This window comes from Bradyrhizobium elkanii WSM2783 (assembly GCF_000472865.1).
Taxonomy (GTDB): Bacteria; Pseudomonadota; Alphaproteobacteria; order Rhizobiales; family Xanthobacteraceae; genus Bradyrhizobium; species Bradyrhizobium elkanii_A.
In genome coordinates, this window is the sequence record NZ_AXAP01000030.1 from 15,245 (window position 1) to 30,399 (window position 15,155).

Below are 15,155 nucleotides of genomic sequence, written 5' to 3' on the forward strand. Positions count from 1 at the left end.
AAGCACCGATGGAGGCTGCCGTGCTTGCCGAAAAATTCTTCCTGTTGCTGGAGACTCTGAGGAGCTACACCGAGACCGACGGAAGTCAGCGCGTGGTCAGCACGTCGCCGCACGTCCCGCTCCAACTCCCTGAGGCCCAAGTCATCTTTCTCTACCCGTCCAGGGCCGACACGAGACAGCGGCACGGTTTGAATAGCTGACGTGAACCACGTCACAGCGGTCGGCGTTTCGGCGCGCTAGACAGGGCGCCGTAGGACCGCGGTGCCGCCATGGAAAACAAGTTCGACCTGCCCACGATCATCGCCGCCGTCGTTGTCGCGGGGTACGCGGCAATCATACTGGAATATGTCGCTCACGAGGATCTCGGCTTTTCCACCACGCAGATCCGGCACGTCGCGATGATCGCCGCGGTGCTTGCCGGCATCTGGGTCGCGATGGACATGCTGCGCTCGAATCCGGATGAGGTCGAATGAGGATGGCACTGATCAGCCGTTCGAAATGCAACCCTGACGCTATTTTGTCCTAGGTATTGTCTGACGAATCAGACCTACTCGCATCTTGATCGATTCTCACACGGTTTGGCGGCATGACCCAACCAGAGATCTTGGATCAAGACATCCGCGCGTTGCAGGAATGGCTTCGCGCCGCCTGGCTGCAACTCGCTGATCCCTCGCTGACCGCTTTCGGCCGGCGCGAACTGCGCAACCAGATGAAGCAATACAACGCCGATCTGCGCGCGCGTCTCGAGCGCGTTGCCGCGCCCCAGCCGAAGCAGAGCGGGCAGCCGGAGCGCAGCTTCGCAAGACCAGAGATGCGGATTCTCGCTTGGCGCTAGACTTCTGATTCGATCAGAACCGAACATGCGCCAGGCCGTCAGGCCCGGAGCATCCATCTGCGTCGCTCTATCGCCAGCTATTGCGGTGGCCGAGTTTGTACCGCCGCTCCCCGGCTTCACGATGTGACGCCCCTCACACCGAGCCGAACCTGTGTTAACACCTTCGCGCGGCGCGGCTGTTCCGGACGGCGTCGGCAAGCGGGAGCCAAACGGGTTGCGCTTCCTATATGTTCGGTGCTGTCGCGGCTGAGCATTAAAGAAGGTTTAATCGTGCTTTATCTGGAACTTGCGATCGTTTTTGTCCTGATCGTCGTCAATGGCCTGCTTGCGATGTCGGAACTGGCGATCGTCTCCTCCCGGCCGGCAAGGCTGGCGGGATTGGTCGAAAAAGGCGTGAGCGGCTCGCGGCAAGCGCTGGCGCTTTCATCTGACCCGGGCAAATTCCTTTCCACCGTGCAGATCGGCATTACCCTGATCGGGGTGCTCTCGGGCGCTTTTTCCGGGGCAACGCTTGGGCAGCGGGTCTCGCAATGGCTGCTCGGATTCAGTGTCTCCCCAGCGCTCGCCGATGCCATCGGCGTCGGTTTTGTCGTCACCGTCATCACCTATGCCTCGCTGATCGTCGGCGAGCTCGTGCCCAAGCAGATCGCGCTGCGCGATCCGGAAGCGATTGCGGTCAGGGTCGCGCCGGCCATGGTGTGGATGGCGAGGATCTCGCTGCCGCTGGTTTGGCTGCTCGACCGCTCCGGCAAGGCGCTGCTCTGGCTGCTCGGCCATCGTGGCGAAGCCGAAGAGAAAGTCAGCGAGGAAGAAATCAGGACGCTGGTGGTCGAAGCCGAAAATGCCGGCGTGCTCGAGCCCGGCGAAAAAGAGATGATCGCGGGCGTGATGCGGCTCGGCGATCTTCCGGTCGGCGCGGTGATGACGCCGCGTCACGAAGTCAGTTCGATCGACGTCGCCGATCCCCCTTCCGAGATCCATGCAACGCTGCTCAAGACCACCCATTCGCGGGCGGTCGTGTTCGACGGCAATCGCGACGTTGCACTCGGCATCGTGCAAGCCAAGGATCTGCTCGATGCATATCTGTCTGGGGGAACGCCGGACATCCGTTCGCTGGTCCGTCAGGCGCCGGTGATTCCGGAGACCGTGGACGCACGCGACGTGATCGCGATCCTGCGCGATTCCGCCGTCCATATCGGGCTGGTGCACGATGAATACGGCACCTTCCAGGGCGTGGTGACGAGCGCCGACATCCTGGAAGCGATCGTCGGCGCGTTCCACACCGAGGAGGGGCCGGCGGAACTCGCCTCGGTCAAGCGCGATGACGGCTCCTACCTGATCTCTGGATGGATGCCGGCGCTCGAATTTGCCGACCTGCTCGGCATCACCCTGCCCTCGCCGCGGCCCTACCAGACCTTTGCGGGCTTCCTGCTGCAGGAGTTCGGCGCGATTCCCAATGTCGGCGAAAAGATCACGGCCCATGGCTGGCAGTTCGAGATCGTCGATCTCGACGGCCGGAGGATCGACAAGGCCTTGGCCAGCCGCGTGGAAGAGCCGTGACCTATCTCCCGCAGCCTGGACATCTCGCAGGTTCCCGGCCCCGCCGCGACGGCCGTTGCGCACCCGTCCCATGCGCCAGACCGGCTCGCTGCAGCGCCGTTCTGTTGATAACCAGGAACTTGTCCATCCCCGGCGGCGGGATCGTCGGCCGCCCTGTGCTATCGGCATAACGGCAAGATCAGGTACGGAACACAGATATGCGGATTACCCTCGTCGGTTCCCGCCATTTCGGCGTGGCGACCTTGAATATGCTGCGCCAACGCGAAGTCGATGTCGTCAGGGTCGTGGTGCACGATGGCGAAGACCGGCTGGCGGCGGCTGCGCGGGCCACAGGGATCGATGTGGTGGTGCAGGCCAATCCGAAGCTCGTTGTAGCCTCCGAGATCGCCCCCGACACCGATCTGATCGTAACGGCCCACAGCCACGCCCGCGTCGGCAAGGAAGCGCTGGCCGCCGCGAAACTCGGCGGGATCGGCTACCATCCCTCGCTACTGCCCCGACATCGCGGCATGGCTGCCGTGGAATGGACCATCAAGGAAGGCGATCCGATCGCGGGCGGCAGCATCTATCATCTCGCCGATCGCATGGATGCCGGCGCCATCGCGGCGCAGGACTGGGTGTTCGTCAAGAAAGGCGAAACCGCGCGCGAGCTCTGGGAGCGGGCGCTGGCGCCGCTGGGGCTCCGGCTGCTCGCCGAGGTGATCGACTATGCCAGAGCTCATGGCAGCCTTCCTGCCAAGCCGCAGGATGAGCAATTCGCGACCAAGGCACCCAGTCTCCCTGACGCCAGGCACTGAACGCCCAAAGTCTGCCGCAAGAATCGAACGCGCCTGTGTTTCGGTGTGCGGATTCACGCTGCCGATTCACCATGCAAGTTCACCATGATGTGTTTGATCTCGCAGGAACTTTTTGCCTTCCACAGGACGGCCCATTTTGAACACATTGTGTCCGGATAAGCCGGACTGATCACACACATTTCAAGGAAATCTGATCCATGCGTCCTGACCGCATTCGCGCGCTCTTGTTTGCGTCCTTTCTCGGTTCTGCTGCCCTGATTTCTGCCCCTGTTTCGGCCCAGCAGCCCTATGACGGCCTCTGGCAGGTCACCGTGGTCACCAAAACTGGAACCTGCGAGCCTTCGACCTCTTCCACGGTTACGGTCACGGACGGTCAAATCTCCGCGCCGGGCGCTGGCATCTCGGGCAGGGTCGGCCGTGAGGGCCTTGTGCGAGTCTCGATCAATGGTGCATATGCCAACGGACAGCTCAGTGGCAACTCCGGATCGGGGAAGTGGAATGGGGCATCAGCAGGCGTACCGTGCAGCGGTCGATGGGAAGCTTCCCGTCAGTAAGATCCACCGGACCTCGAAGCTGTTCCCCTCCGCTCGGCGGCTGACCTTCGCGGCGGCATTTGCTGCGGCAACGTTTCTGGTCTCCCCCAGCCATGCTCAGTCCGGCCCGTTTGCTGGGATGGCCGGCACTTGGTCTGGCGGTGGCAGCGTAACCTTGGACGACGGCTCCAGGGAGCGCATCCGCTGCCGCGCGACCTACCGCGTCGGCGGCGTCAACATGGCGATGTCGCTGACCTGCGCCAGCGATGCCTACAAGTTCAACCTGCAAGCCGATGTCGTCGCCCAGGGTAGCGCGATCTCCGGTAACTGGACCGAGGGTAGCCGCGGGATCAGCGGGAGCCTGCAGGGCCGCGGCGGCGGCGGTAATTTCCAGGTTGCCGTTAATGCCGGCGGGTTCAATGCGAACCTCAGCATGCGGACGAGCGGCAACAAGCAATCTGTCAGCATCAGGGCCGATAACGGGTTCCGCGAAGCGGACATCTCGCTATCGAGATAGCTCGCGCACGCCGCTCGCCCGCGGAAGCGGGCGATAATTCAGGAAACCCGTTCAGCTCGTCTTCGGCTTCGCCAGCCGCTCGGCGGTGTCCTTGATGGTCTTGGCGATCAGCAGGGCCTGCTCCTTGTTGAACGCAAAATCCTGCACGCCTTTGTGCGTCGTCAGCGACAGCACCATGATGTCGGGCTGATGTTCGGGCCAGCCGGTGGCGAAGCCGGTCACGAAATCCGCCGACGTCTTACGGTTTGCCATCAGCGCCACCTATGCCGCGGGAACGAAGGCGGTGACTTCGATCTCGACCTTGGCGCGTTGATCGACCAGGCCGTCGATATAAAGCAGAGTGGACGGCGGGAAATTGCGCCCCAGCGTCTCCTTCCAGGCCGCGCCGATTCCGGCGCCCGCGGCCTCGTATTCAGCACGATTGGTCAGATACCAGGTCAGGCGCACGATGTGCTCAGGCCCGGCGCCGGCTTCGCTCAAGAGCTTGATGATCCGCTTCAGTGCAGTGGCGACCTGCGCTGCCATGTCCGGCGCGTAATCGCCCTTCTCATCGCCGCCGGTCTGGCCCGCCAGCACGATCCATTTGCCTGATGCGTCGAAGCTGACGCCGTGCGAGAAGCCGCGGGGTTTCGACCATTCGGCCGGTTGCAAGACATGCATGAATTTATCCTCCCAGAAGCGGGACGATGCTTAGCACCTAAGGGGCGATCACGGCAAAGCTGAGGGCCTGCATCGCTGCCTTCTCGGAATTGCGAGTTGCAAATCGTGTGGGCCTCGCCGATACCGACGTTCCCGCCCGTCCCCCTCCTTCTCCGCATCACCGATGGACCGCACCCCTTCCAAGATCAAGGCCGCGCTGTGGATGGCGGGCTGGCTCACGCTGATGCTGGTGATCGCGATTGCCGGCCGCGAAGCCATGCGGGACATGAACGTGTTTCAGCTCATGGAAGCGCGCTCGATCCTCGGCTTCTTCATGCTCTATCCGCTGATCCACGCGAGTGGCGGATTTTCGATCCTGAAGACCGCGCGCGTGCACATGCACATCGCGCGCAATCTGATCCATTACGGCGCGCAGCTCGGCTGGTTCTTCGCGCTGACGCTGATCCCGATCGGCCAGGTGGTGGCGATCGAATTCACCATGCCGATCTGGACAGCGATCCTCGCGGCAGCCTTCCTCGGCGAGCGCATGACGATGTGGAAGATCACAGCGATCGTGCTCGGCCTGATCGGCGTAATCATCATCGTCCGCCCCGTCACGGGCGAGATCAATCCAGGCCAACTGATCGCGCTTGGGGCTGCCGTAGGTTTCGGCATCTCGGTTGCGATGGTGAAATCGCTGACCCGCACCGAACAGACGCTGGCGATCATCTTCTGGATGCTGGTCGTGCAGTCGGCCGCAGGCCTGTTGCCGTCGCTCTATGTCTGGACGTGGCCGCCAGCGCATGTCTGGGTTTGGGTCGTCCTGATCGCCTTCTGCGGCACTTTCTCGCACTACTGTATGGCACGCGCGATGCTCTACGCGGATGCGACAGTCGTGATTCCGATGGACTTCCTCCGTGTGCCACTGACCGCGACCGCGGGCTGGCTGATCTATTCGGAGCAGCTCGATCTGTTCACCGTGCTCGGCGCGGTGCTGATCCTGACCGGCAATCTCCTGAACTTGAAACCGAACGCGCCGGCTCACGCCCGCGCAGGGACCTGACGATCGACGCGGTTGTGACGTAGATCACGTAGCCGCCGCGCGTTTCATGGCATGCCTTATGGCAACGCGATTCTCTCGTCGACCGCAGTGGTATTTTTATGCTGCGCGAACGGTGGTGTTATCGTGTAGTCTGACACAATGCGATAGAGCCAAAGCCTTTTCGATTCTGCTGGGGGATTTCAATGCGCACCCTTACCCTCCTCGCCTCGCTGATCTGCGTGGCGCTGACCGCAACTGCCGCCCGAGCCGACAGACGCGTCGCCTTCGTCGTCGGCAACGGCGCATACAAGAACGTGACGCCGCTGCCCAATCCGACCATGGACGCCAAGTCGATGGCCAGCGCATTGCGCAACGTCGGATTCGACGTGGTCGAGGGCACCAACCTCACCCGCGACAAGATGACCGAGAAGCTGCTCGACTTCGGCAAGAAGGCGCAAGGAGCCGACATCGCGGTGTTCTACTATGCCGGCCACGGCATCGCGATCAGTGGCACCAACTATCTTCTGCCCGTCGATGCCGACATCAAGTCGGAGATGGACGTCAAGCTGGGCTCTGCCATCAACATCGACCTCACGCTCGACCAGACCATGAGCGACGCCAAGGTCAAGCTGGTGTTCCTCGATGCCTGCCGCGACAATCCGTTCGCCGCCAAGATCAAGTCGAACTCGGCGACCCGCAGCGTCAACGTGCAGACCGGCCTTGCCGAAATGAAATCCGGCGAAGGCACGCTGATCGCGTTCGCAACCGGCCCGGGCCAGACCGCGCTCGACGGCCAGGAAGGCACCAACAGCCCGTTCACGCGCGCGCTGATCGCCAACATCACCCAGCCCGGCGTCGAGATCCAGCAGGCGATGACCAAGGTCCGCGCCCAGGTCAACGAGGAGACCAGCAAGGGCCAGTTGCCCTGGGGCCACACCAACCTGATCGGCTCGGTCTATCTCAACGGCGCGCCAGCGAACAACCCGGCCACCGCGGCGGGCACGCCTGCGGCATCGACCGCGGTTGCGGCCGCGCCGAGCTCGGACGTCGAGCTCGAGTTCTGGCGTTCGATCAAGGACTCCAACAAAACGGAAGAGCTCAACGCCTATCTCTCGAGCTACCCGAACGGGCAGTTCCGTTCGCTCGCGCTCGCCCGCATCGCCGCGCTTGAGAGCGCCGCGGCTCCGAGCACGCAGACGCGTAACCTTACCGCCGGCATCGATCCTGCGACCTTCACCGAGGAAGCAAGCCAGGTCACCGAGGACCAGATCGGCCTCGACAAGGGCCAGCGCCGCGACGTGCAGCGCCGCCTCAATGGGCTCGGCTTCGACGTCAAGGCCACCGGCAAATTCGACGAGCCCACCCGCGCCGTGATCACGCGCTGGCAGGCCGCGCGCGGCTATCCGAAGAGCGGCTACCTCAATAGGCTGCAGCACAAGGCGCTGCTGACCGAGGTCGTGGCGACCACGTCGACGAGCTCGAGCGATGAAGAGCGTCCGCGCCGTCGCGCCAGCAGCGGTGGCGGCGGAGGTGGTGGCGGCAGCGCTCCCCCTCCCTCCCGCCATCACGGCGGTGGCATCGATCCGGGAGCCGCCTTCGTCGGCGGCGTCGTGGGTGGCATGCTGGGCGGCGCGTTCCGTCGCTAACGCCCTTGAAACGTTCAACGAAAAGCCCGGCTCACGCCGGGCTTTTCAGTTTCTGGAGGCTCCTCGTCGGAGCTACTTCCCCGCCGCCTTGCGCAGCGCCTCGTTGATGCGGTCCTGCCAGCCCGGGCCGCCCTCCTGGAACCACTCCAGCACGTCCTGGTCGATGCGCAGCGTAACTTGCTCGCGCACGCCGGGAGCGGCATTCTTCTTGGGCGGCGCTTCGGCCACCTTCGTGGTGGCGCGCTTGAACGCCGCTTCCGCCTCGCTGCGGGCGTCGTTCAGCGTGCGCGGTCGCCTCGGTTGATCGGCCATTGCTAGATCCCCTCAAACAGCGCCGTCGACAGATAGCGCTCGGCGAACGACGGCACCACGGCCAGGATGGTCTTGCCGGCCGCCTCGGGCCGCTTGCCGATCTCAAGCGCCGCGGCGATTGCCGCCCCGGAAGAGATGCCGCCGGGAATGCCTTCGTTGCGCGCCAGCGCGCGCGACATCTCGATCGCGGTGGTGCTGTTGACCTTGACGATCTCGTCGATCACGGAACGATCGAGGATATCAGGAATGAAACCGGCGCCGATACCCTGGATCTTGTGCGGCGAATGCTGGCCGCCTGACAGCACCGGGCTTTCCTCGGGCTCGACAGCGACGATGCGCAGCGAGGGCTTGCGCGGCTTCAACACCTGCCCGACGCCGGTGATGGTGCCGCCGGTGCCGACTCCCGCAACGAAGTAGTCGATGTTCCCGCCGGTATCGTTCCAGATCTCCTCGGCGGTGGTGCGGCGATGGATCTCCGGATTGGCGAGGTTCTTGAACTGCTGCGGCATCACCGCATTCGGCGTCGTGCGCACCAGCTCTTCGGCGGCCGCGATCGAGCCTTTCATGCCCTGCGCTGCCGGCGTCAGCACGAGCTCGGCGCCAAGGAACGCCAGCATCTTGCGGCGCTCGATCGACATCGATTCCGGCATCACCAGTTTCAGCCGATAGCCGCGCGAGGCCGCGACGAACGCCAGCGCGATGCCTGTATTGCCCGAGGTCGGCTCGATCAGCACGGTGTTGGCATTGATGATGCCGGCCTTCTCCATCGCGATGATCATCGCCGCGCCGATGCGATCCTTCACGCTCGCCGTCGGATTGAAATATTCCAGTTTGGCGAGGATCGTCGCGTGCGCGCCATGCGCCTGCGGCAACCGGCGCAGGCGGACGATCGGCGTGTTGCCGATCGCGTCCACAATGGAGTCATAGACCAGCCCTCGTCCCGGCCGTTGCACTGCACGCGTAGTTGAAGGCGCATCCATCACAGGGCTCCTATGCAAAATGTGCCGCGAAAATCGCGGTTCTCGTTAGTTAGGAACAGGGCCCACCGCAGCGCAAGAAGGGAAACGATCGATTAACAGATCGCTGCATCGCAATAGCGAAATGTTTCTAAATAGCGATAAACCAACGCATTTGTGTTGCGACAACGTCAAATAAATCGGTGTATAAGTTACCGCTAAGTTAAGCTCCCCACAGATCGCCAGGAGGTCACGATGACAGCAATCGCTGAAATCCCGTCGACCATTGCGGTTCGTCCGAATCCGCGCGGCTGCGATCTGCCGACCTGCCCGGTGTGCGCAGACACCATGATAGCTGCGGAAGCGTCTGCCTATCTGTACGACAGCATCATCAGCTATCTCTGGACCTGCGACACCTGCGGTTACGGTTTCGTGACCAAGCACGCGGTCAAGCGCTTCGTCTGCAACTAAGCCCTATCTGGCGGCGATGTCACCACGCGCCCAATCGGCGCGTGTTTGGTTTTGGAAGTCCTCAAAACTTCCGCCCGCGATCGCGGCGCGTATGTCCTGCATGAGCTGCTGGTAATAGGCGATGTTGATTTCCGATAGCAGCATAGCACCGAGCGTCTCACCCGATTTCACGAGGTGATGCAGATAGGCGCGCGAATAGCTGCGCGCGGAAGACCAAGCGCTCTCTTCGTCCAGCGGACGCGGATCGTCGGCGTGTCGTGCGTTGCGCAGGTTCACCGGCCCGAACCGGGTGAACGCCACGCCATGACGTCCGTTCCGCGTCGGCATCACGCAGTCGAACATGTCGATGCCGCGCGCCACCGCTTCGAGGATGTCCTCGGGCGTGCCGACGCCCATCAGATAGCGCGGACGATCCGCTGACAGCGCCGGCGCAGTCTCCTCGATCATCGCCAGCATCACGGCCTGCGGCTCGCCGACCGCGAGCCCGCCGATCGCGTAACCGTGAAAGCCGATCTCGACCAGCGCCTCGGCGCTCTGCCGGCGCAGCTCCGGCACATCACCGCCCTGCACGATGCCGAACAGCATGTAGCCGGCGGGTGCAGTCTCGAACGCGCGCTTGCTGCGCTCGGCCCAGCGCAGCGACAACCGCATCGCGCGCTCGATATCGTCGCGCTCCGCCGGCAATCGCACACATTCATCCATCTGCATCGCGATGTCAGAGCCGAGCAATCGCTGCACCTCGATCGAGCGCTCCGGCGACAGCTCGACCTTGGCGCCATCGATATGCGAGCGGAAGGTCACCGCGTTCTCGCTGACCTTGCGCAGCTCCGACAGCGACATCACCTGGAAGCCGCCGGAGTCCGTCAGCATCGGCCCGTTCCAGCCGGTGAACGTCTGCAGCCCGCCGAGGGCTGCGATGCGCTCGGCACCCGGCCGCAGCATCAAATGATAGGTGTTGCCGAGCACGATGTCGGCGCCGGCGTCGCGCACCTCGCGCCAGTGCATGCCCTTCATCGCGCCGGCCGTGCCGACCGGCATGAATGCCGGCGTGCGCACCACGCCATGCGGCGTGGTCAGCCGGCCAGTACGGGCATTGCCGTCAATTGTGAGCAACTCGAAATGATTGGGAAGGCTCATGCGGCCGCTTATGGCGCGCCAGCGTGGCTCGTTCAACCGCGCCGACGTCGTTTTTCTGCCGCAAAGCCGTTGACGGCGCAAAAACTCTCCCGCATAAGTTCCAACACCATGATGACCGCGACCAAACGCACCACCACGACCAAACAGCTCTCCGGGGCCTTGGGAGGCGTGCGCGTGTAGTCGGACCGACCGCATCATCTCAAACCGAAGCCCCGCCTGATGAAGGTCCGGGGCTTTTTTTATTGCCCAAATCTGATGGAGACTTCCGTGAAGAACGATCCCGTAGTTGCGATTGCCGGCGTGACCGGCGCCGTCGGTGCCGAGTTCATCGCCACCATGGACCGGCGCGGCTTCCCCGTGCGCAAGCTGAAGCCGCTGGCGAGCAGCCGTTCGGCGGGCAAGGCCATCGACTTCCGCGGCCAAAAGGTCGTCATCGAGGAGCTCAACGAGCGCTCCTTCGAGGGCGTCGACATCGCCCTGTTCTCGGCCGGCAGCGGCGTCTCGAAGAAGTTCGCACCGCTTGCGGTGAAGGCCGGCGCCGTTGTCGTCGACAACTCCTCAGCCTTCCGCATGGACCCGAACGTGCCGCTGGTGATCCCGGAGATCAACGCGTCCCGCATCCGCTAGCACAAGGGCATCATCGCCGTCCCGAACTGCGCGGCGATCACCGCGCTCGTGCCGCTGTGGCCGATCCATCAGAAGAACCGGATCAAGCGCGTGATCATCTCGACCTATCAAGCCGCGAGCGGCGCCGGCGCCGCAGCCATGGAGGAGCTGGTGGAATCGACCCGCGCCAATCTGAACGGTCAGGTCTATACGCCGAAGGTGATGCCGCATCCTTACGCATTCAACCTGTTCAACCACAACACCGCCGTCGATCCCGAAACCGGCTACAACGACGAGGAAACCAAGGTCATCAAGGAGACCCGCAAGATCTTCGAGGACGACCGCATCGCAGTCGGCGTCACCTGCGTCCGCGTCCCTGTGCTGCGCGCGCATTGCGAGGCCATCACCTTCGAATGCGAGAAGCCGATCAGCGAGGACCAGGTGCGCGCGCTGCTTGCCGCCGCGCCCGGCGTGCGGATCGTGGACGATCGCGCCGCAAATTACTTCCCGATGCCGATCGATGCCTCCGGCCAGGACGACGTGCTGGTTGGCCGCATCCGCAAGGATCTGAGCGACCCGAGCGGCCATTCGATCTCGATCTTCGTGGCGGCCGACCAGCTCCTGAAGGGCGCAGCGCTGAACGCGGTCCAGATCGCGGAGCTGTTGCCCGAGCGCGTGATGGCATGAGGCCGGTGCCGCCGGCAGATTGGCGATGACGGCTGCACGGAGGCGCGATATAGAGCTGAGGTACAGTAGCGCCGAGAGGACGGAACCACTGACGAGGTTAATGGCACGGGCGGCACGGCAGAGCGCTGCGAAATCCCGCGGCGGCCGCCCGACAAAAAGCGCCGCCATCCAGCGCGACCTGCGGCTGATCGAGGTTGCTACCCGGCTTTTTCTGGAGCGCGGCTTCGAGGCGACGTCGATCGACGCCGTCGCTGAAACGGCGCGGGTCAGCAAGCCCACCGTCTACGCCCGCTATCGCGACAAGCGCAGCCTGTTCGAGGCCGTGCTGCGGCGCGAGATTGCGCGCTGGCTCTCTCCGCTCTCGACAGCGGCGGAAATGCAGTGCAGCGATGTTTCCGGCGTTTCCGTCGAGCAAGTTCTCCTCGACCTCGCGCGGCAGATGCTCGATTTGATCAGTGGGCCCGAGCCGGGGGCTCTGAGCCGCATCGTGGCGGCGCAGGCAACCAATTTCCCCGAGCTCGCAAGGCTCGCGGAGGAAGAAGGCTACCTGAAAGCCGTTTCGACGATGACCCGTCTGTTTGATCGCCTGGTCGCCGAGCGAGCGGTCCAGATCGAGGACACGACGACCGCCGCCGAGGTCTATATCAACATCACCGTCGGCCACACCTTCCGGCAGGCGACCAACGGCATTCCGATTGACCGGAAGGCTGAGGAAAAACGCTTGCGGGCGTCCTTGCGGCTTTTGATGACCGGCATCGGCGGATCTGGCGGTCGGCCGCAGAAATCCGGCGCACGGACCCGCCCGTCCCGCTGACATCTCGATAAGCCATGCCCGGCGCTGCGGGCTGCCCCGCGATTTGGGCGGCTATCGGCGTCGGAGCACTGTTGACGACAACTAAACGATACAGTACAGTTTAATTAAGTGAGCCGGCGATGTCAGCCGCACCTGATGTCACCCAGTGCTCACGCCGTCGCAGACTTCGATCGGCGCAACCTGTGTCTTCCTGGCCCCCAAGCCTGGCTTGCGCTGTTCGGACGGCCGACCCGGACACGGGTCGGCCGTGTCCTTTCGGCGCACGAATGCGACGCGCGATAGTCGTCCGGACCAGCAAGGATCCTCTCATTGGCCCCCGCCTTGTTGCAAAGAAGCGTCCAGCTCATGGCCGTCGGTCTTGCGATCACGGCGCTGTCATGCGCGGCGCGAGCTGATGCAGAAGATCGGGGAACGCCGGAACAGCGCGAGGCCTGCACGCCCGATGTCTTTCGATTCTGCTCCGGTTCCATCCCGAACACCGAAGAGATTGTTTCGTGCCTTCACGCAAATAAGCGGCGGTTGAGCGAAAAATGCCGCGATGTGATCTCGGTTCGGAACTCAAAAATGCCGGATCGAAGTCCCAAATGATGGGAGACGCATGGCTGCGAAACAGATGCTTCGCGCCACGGAGGAGGATCGATGGTGAATCCGCGCACGCTCGCCACGGGCACAGAGTCCAGAACGACACGGCACCTGCTCGTGATCGGTCTGCTGACGCTGCTCGCATCCGCGCCCTCCTTCACTGTCGCCGCACCTTCTGCTCCTGAGGCTTCCTCCGGCCAGGAGCAGGCAACGGAGTCTGACGACAAGGCGGTCGCCCATCAAATTGAGCTGTTCCGGACCGCCCAGGTGTCGCTCAGCCGGGCCATCGAGATCGTCGAGCGGGCGCACGCCGGCGCGAGGACCTCCGATGTCAGCTTCGATGGGGGGTCAGGTGCGCCGGTGTACCGGGTCAGGACGTTTCATGACGGCCAGCTCTGGGAACATGCCATCGATGCTGCCACCGGCGAGATCTCGACGGATCGGCTGGTGTCGTCCCTGAAAGAACTCAATGCGGAGGACCGCACCAACATCGCTTCGCTGTCGGGTGTTGACCAGCAGTTGTCGGATGCGGTGCGCGTGGCGGAACGGGCCGCCTCGGGCAAGGCGATCAGCGGAGGCCTGACACGCGAACGCGGCAAGCTGAGCTTCGTGGTCATCATCGTCAGCGGACTGGATCTGAAGCAGGTGATCCTCGAACCGCCCCGCCGCAAGAGCCGTTGACGCTCATTCCCTTCTCCCCTTGCGGGAGAAGGTGGCGCGAAGCGCCGGATGAGGGGTTGTCTCCACGGGCGACCGTGCCCGCGGAGGCAACCCCTCACCCGAATGAGTCAAATAGCAGCAGCGGAGCAGCCCTCTCCCACAAGGGGCGAGGGCACATCAACTGGCAGCGCGAGCGCGTAGCACCCTACAGAAACTCGCGTCCCTCGTGCGCGCGAAACAGCAGACACGCATCGCCATACGAATAGAAGCGATAGCCCGCAGCGATGGCATGCGCATAGGCCTGCTTCATCGTCTCGAGGCCGGAGAAGGCCGACACCAGCATGAACAGGGTCGAGCGCGGCAGATGGAAATTGGTCAGCAGGATATCGACTGCGCGAAAGCGGTGGCCGGGCGTGATGAAGATCGCGGTGTCGCCGGTGAATGGCTGGATCGTGCCATCCTCCCTCGCCGCGCTTTCGAGCAGCCGCAGCGAGGTGGTGCCCACTGCGACGATGCGCCCGCCTTTGGCGCGCGCCGCGTTCAGCGCGGCGGCGGTCTCTGCGGAGACGCAGCCCCATTCGGAATGCATCCTGTGCTCGGAGGTGTCGTCCACCTTCACCGGCAGGAATGTCCCTGCCCCGACATGCAGGGTCAGTCTGACAATATCGACGCCGTGGCCACGTAGTGCAGCTTCCAGCGCCGGCGTGAAATGCAGGCCCGCGGTCGGGGCTGCGACGGCGCCCTCATTGGCCGCGAACATGGTCTGGTAGTCGGCGGCGTCCTGATCGTCTGGCGTGCGCTTCGAGGCGATGTAAGGCGGGAGCGGCGGGCTACCGAGATCGGCGATGGCCTGGTCGAGCGCGGGCCCGTGGAAGGAGAATGACAGCGTCACCTCGCCTTCCTGCCCCTTGGCTTCGACCTGCGCATCGAGATGTCCAAGCAGGCAGACCTTGCCCTCATTGCCGAAGCGGACAGTGTCGCCTTCCGCCAATTTCTTCGCCGGCTTCACCAGCGCCTGCCAGCGCGAACCGTCGAGCCGCTTGATCAGCGTCGCCTCGATCTTCGGTTCGGTCTCGCGGCCGATGCGGCGGCCCTTCAATTGCGCCGCGATCACCTTGGTGTCGTTGACCACGAGCTGGTCGCCCGGCTCGAGCCATTGCGGCAGTTCGGCCACGGTGCGGTCGCGCAGCACGCCGTCCCCCTGCACCACCAGCATCCGCGCGGCGTCGCGCGGACTCGCGGGCCGCAGCGCGATCCGTTCAGGCGGGAGGTCGAAGTCAAAGAGGTCGGTGCGCATCTTCTAGCCGTCATTGCCGGGCTTGACCCGGCAATCCATCTCCTAGGAAAGACTCTTCTGAAGA

At 63.8% G+C, this 15,155-nt stretch carries 18 protein-coding genes and 1 pseudogene; 13 read left to right on the forward strand and 6 right to left on the reverse strand.

The features are described from left to right. The first annotated feature begins 269 nt into the window (after positions 1-269). From YY7_RS0124425 to YY7_RS0124445, 6 genes are all read left to right on the forward strand, one after another. Positions 270-473 carry a hypothetical protein gene (locus YY7_RS0124425; protein ID WP_028165535.1) on the forward strand — a complete coding sequence of 68 codons (204 nt, stop codon included), beginning with the start codon at positions 270-272 and terminating at the stop codon, positions 471-473. 113 nt (positions 474-586) lie between these two features. Then, positions 587-835, forward strand: a complete 249-nt coding sequence (locus tag YY7_RS0124430) for a hypothetical protein (protein ID WP_028165536.1) — start codon at positions 587-589, stop codon at positions 833-835. Positions 836-1,105: 270 nt separating this feature from the next. Then, positions 1,106-2,395, forward strand: coding sequence for a hemolysin family protein (locus YY7_RS0124435; RefSeq protein ID WP_028165537.1), 1,290 nt, complete (start codon positions 1,106-1,108; stop codon positions 2,393-2,395). A gap of 197 nt (positions 2,396-2,592) precedes the next feature. Further along, positions 2,593-3,192, forward strand: coding sequence for a formyltransferase family protein (locus tag YY7_RS0124440; RefSeq protein WP_028165538.1), 600 nt, complete (start codon positions 2,593-2,595; stop codon positions 3,190-3,192). Positions 3,193-3,389: 197 nt separating this feature from the next. After that, positions 3,390-3,746 carry a hypothetical protein gene (locus YY7_RS63370; protein WP_080663820.1) on the forward strand — a complete coding sequence of 119 codons (357 nt, stop codon included), beginning with the start codon at positions 3,390-3,392 and terminating at the stop codon, positions 3,744-3,746. Further along, a complete protein-coding gene (locus YY7_RS0124445) occupies positions 3,691-4,242 on the forward strand; it encodes a hypothetical protein (protein WP_028165539.1) in 552 nt (183 codons plus the stop codon). Before YY7_RS63370 ends, YY7_RS0124445 begins: the two co-directional genes overlap by 56 nt. Before the next feature lie 51 nt (positions 4,243-4,293). Here the strand turns inward: YY7_RS0124445 and YY7_RS0124450 are convergent, their stop codons facing one another. Both YY7_RS0124450 and YY7_RS0124455 read right to left on the reverse strand, forming a co-directional pair. Further along, positions 4,294-4,494 (reverse strand): hypothetical protein, encoded by a 201-nt coding sequence (locus YY7_RS0124450; RefSeq protein WP_028165540.1) that lies wholly within the window; start codon positions 4,492-4,494, stop codon positions 4,294-4,296. 9 nt (positions 4,495-4,503) lie between these two features. Then, positions 4,504-4,902, reverse strand: a complete 399-nt coding sequence (locus YY7_RS0124455) for a RidA family protein (protein WP_028165541.1) — start codon at positions 4,900-4,902, stop codon at positions 4,504-4,506. 163 nt (positions 4,903-5,065) lie between these two features. On the opposite strand from YY7_RS0124455, the gene YY7_RS0124460 reads away from it, so the two are divergent. Both YY7_RS0124460 and YY7_RS0124465 read left to right on the forward strand, forming a co-directional pair. Then, complete coding sequence (locus YY7_RS0124460; protein ID WP_028165542.1) at positions 5,066-5,944, forward strand: DMT family transporter; 879 nt, start codon at positions 5,066-5,068, stop codon at positions 5,942-5,944. 182 nt (positions 5,945-6,126) lie between these two features. Then, on the forward strand, positions 6,127-7,569 hold the full coding sequence (locus YY7_RS0124465) for a caspase family protein (protein WP_028165543.1): 1,443 nt from the start codon (positions 6,127-6,129) through the stop codon (positions 7,567-7,569). A 72-nt stretch (positions 7,570-7,641) separates the two neighbouring features. On the opposite strand, the gene YY7_RS0124470 is transcribed toward YY7_RS0124465, so the two are convergent. Beyond that, a complete protein-coding gene (locus tag YY7_RS0124470) occupies positions 7,642-7,881 on the reverse strand; it encodes a BrnA antitoxin family protein (protein WP_028165544.1) in 240 nt (79 codons plus the stop codon). 2 nt (positions 7,882-7,883) lie between these two features. Then, on the reverse strand, positions 7,884-8,861 hold the full coding sequence (gene cysK / locus YY7_RS0124475; RefSeq protein WP_028165545.1) for a cysteine synthase A: 978 nt from the start codon (positions 8,859-8,861) through the stop codon (positions 7,884-7,886). A gap of 231 nt (positions 8,862-9,092) precedes the next feature. Here cysK and YY7_RS0124480 point away from each other — a divergent pair, with 231 nt between their 5' ends. Further along, positions 9,093-9,308, forward strand: coding sequence for a hypothetical protein (locus YY7_RS0124480; RefSeq protein ID WP_028165546.1), 216 nt, complete (start codon positions 9,093-9,095; stop codon positions 9,306-9,308). A 3-nt stretch (positions 9,309-9,311) separates the two neighbouring features. On the opposite strand, the gene tgt is transcribed toward YY7_RS0124480, so the two are convergent. Then, positions 9,312-10,445 carry a tRNA guanosine(34) transglycosylase Tgt gene (gene tgt, locus YY7_RS0124485; protein WP_028165547.1) on the reverse strand — a complete coding sequence of 378 codons (1,134 nt, stop codon included), beginning with the start codon at positions 10,443-10,445 and terminating at the stop codon, positions 9,312-9,314. 255 nt (positions 10,446-10,700) lie between these two features. Here tgt and YY7_RS52600 point away from each other — a divergent pair. From YY7_RS52600 to YY7_RS0124500, 4 genes and pseudogenes are all read left to right on the forward strand, one after another. After that, a pseudogene (locus YY7_RS52600) lies at positions 10,701-11,738 on the forward strand (aspartate-semialdehyde dehydrogenase). Between the two features lie 100 nt (positions 11,739-11,838). Continuing rightward, positions 11,839-12,552 carry a TetR/AcrR family transcriptional regulator gene (locus YY7_RS0124495; RefSeq protein ID WP_035690741.1) on the forward strand — a complete coding sequence of 238 codons (714 nt, stop codon included), beginning with the start codon at positions 11,839-11,841 and terminating at the stop codon, positions 12,550-12,552. 309 nt (positions 12,553-12,861) lie between these two features. After that, positions 12,862-13,140, forward strand: coding sequence for a hypothetical protein (locus YY7_RS58395; protein ID WP_245287377.1), 279 nt, complete (start codon positions 12,862-12,864; stop codon positions 13,138-13,140). A 51-nt stretch (positions 13,141-13,191) separates the two neighbouring features. Then, positions 13,192-13,815, forward strand: a complete 624-nt coding sequence (locus YY7_RS0124500; protein ID WP_063623396.1) for a PepSY domain-containing protein — start codon at positions 13,192-13,194, stop codon at positions 13,813-13,815. 184 nt (positions 13,816-13,999) lie between these two features. Here YY7_RS0124500 and queA read toward each other — a convergent pair whose 3' ends face one another. Further along, positions 14,000-15,091: a tRNA preQ1(34) S-adenosylmethionine ribosyltransferase-isomerase QueA gene (queA, locus tag YY7_RS0124505; protein ID WP_028165550.1), complete on the reverse strand. Its 1,092-nt coding sequence runs from the start codon at positions 15,089-15,091 to the stop codon at positions 14,000-14,002. Positions 15,092-15,155 lie beyond the last annotated feature (64 nt).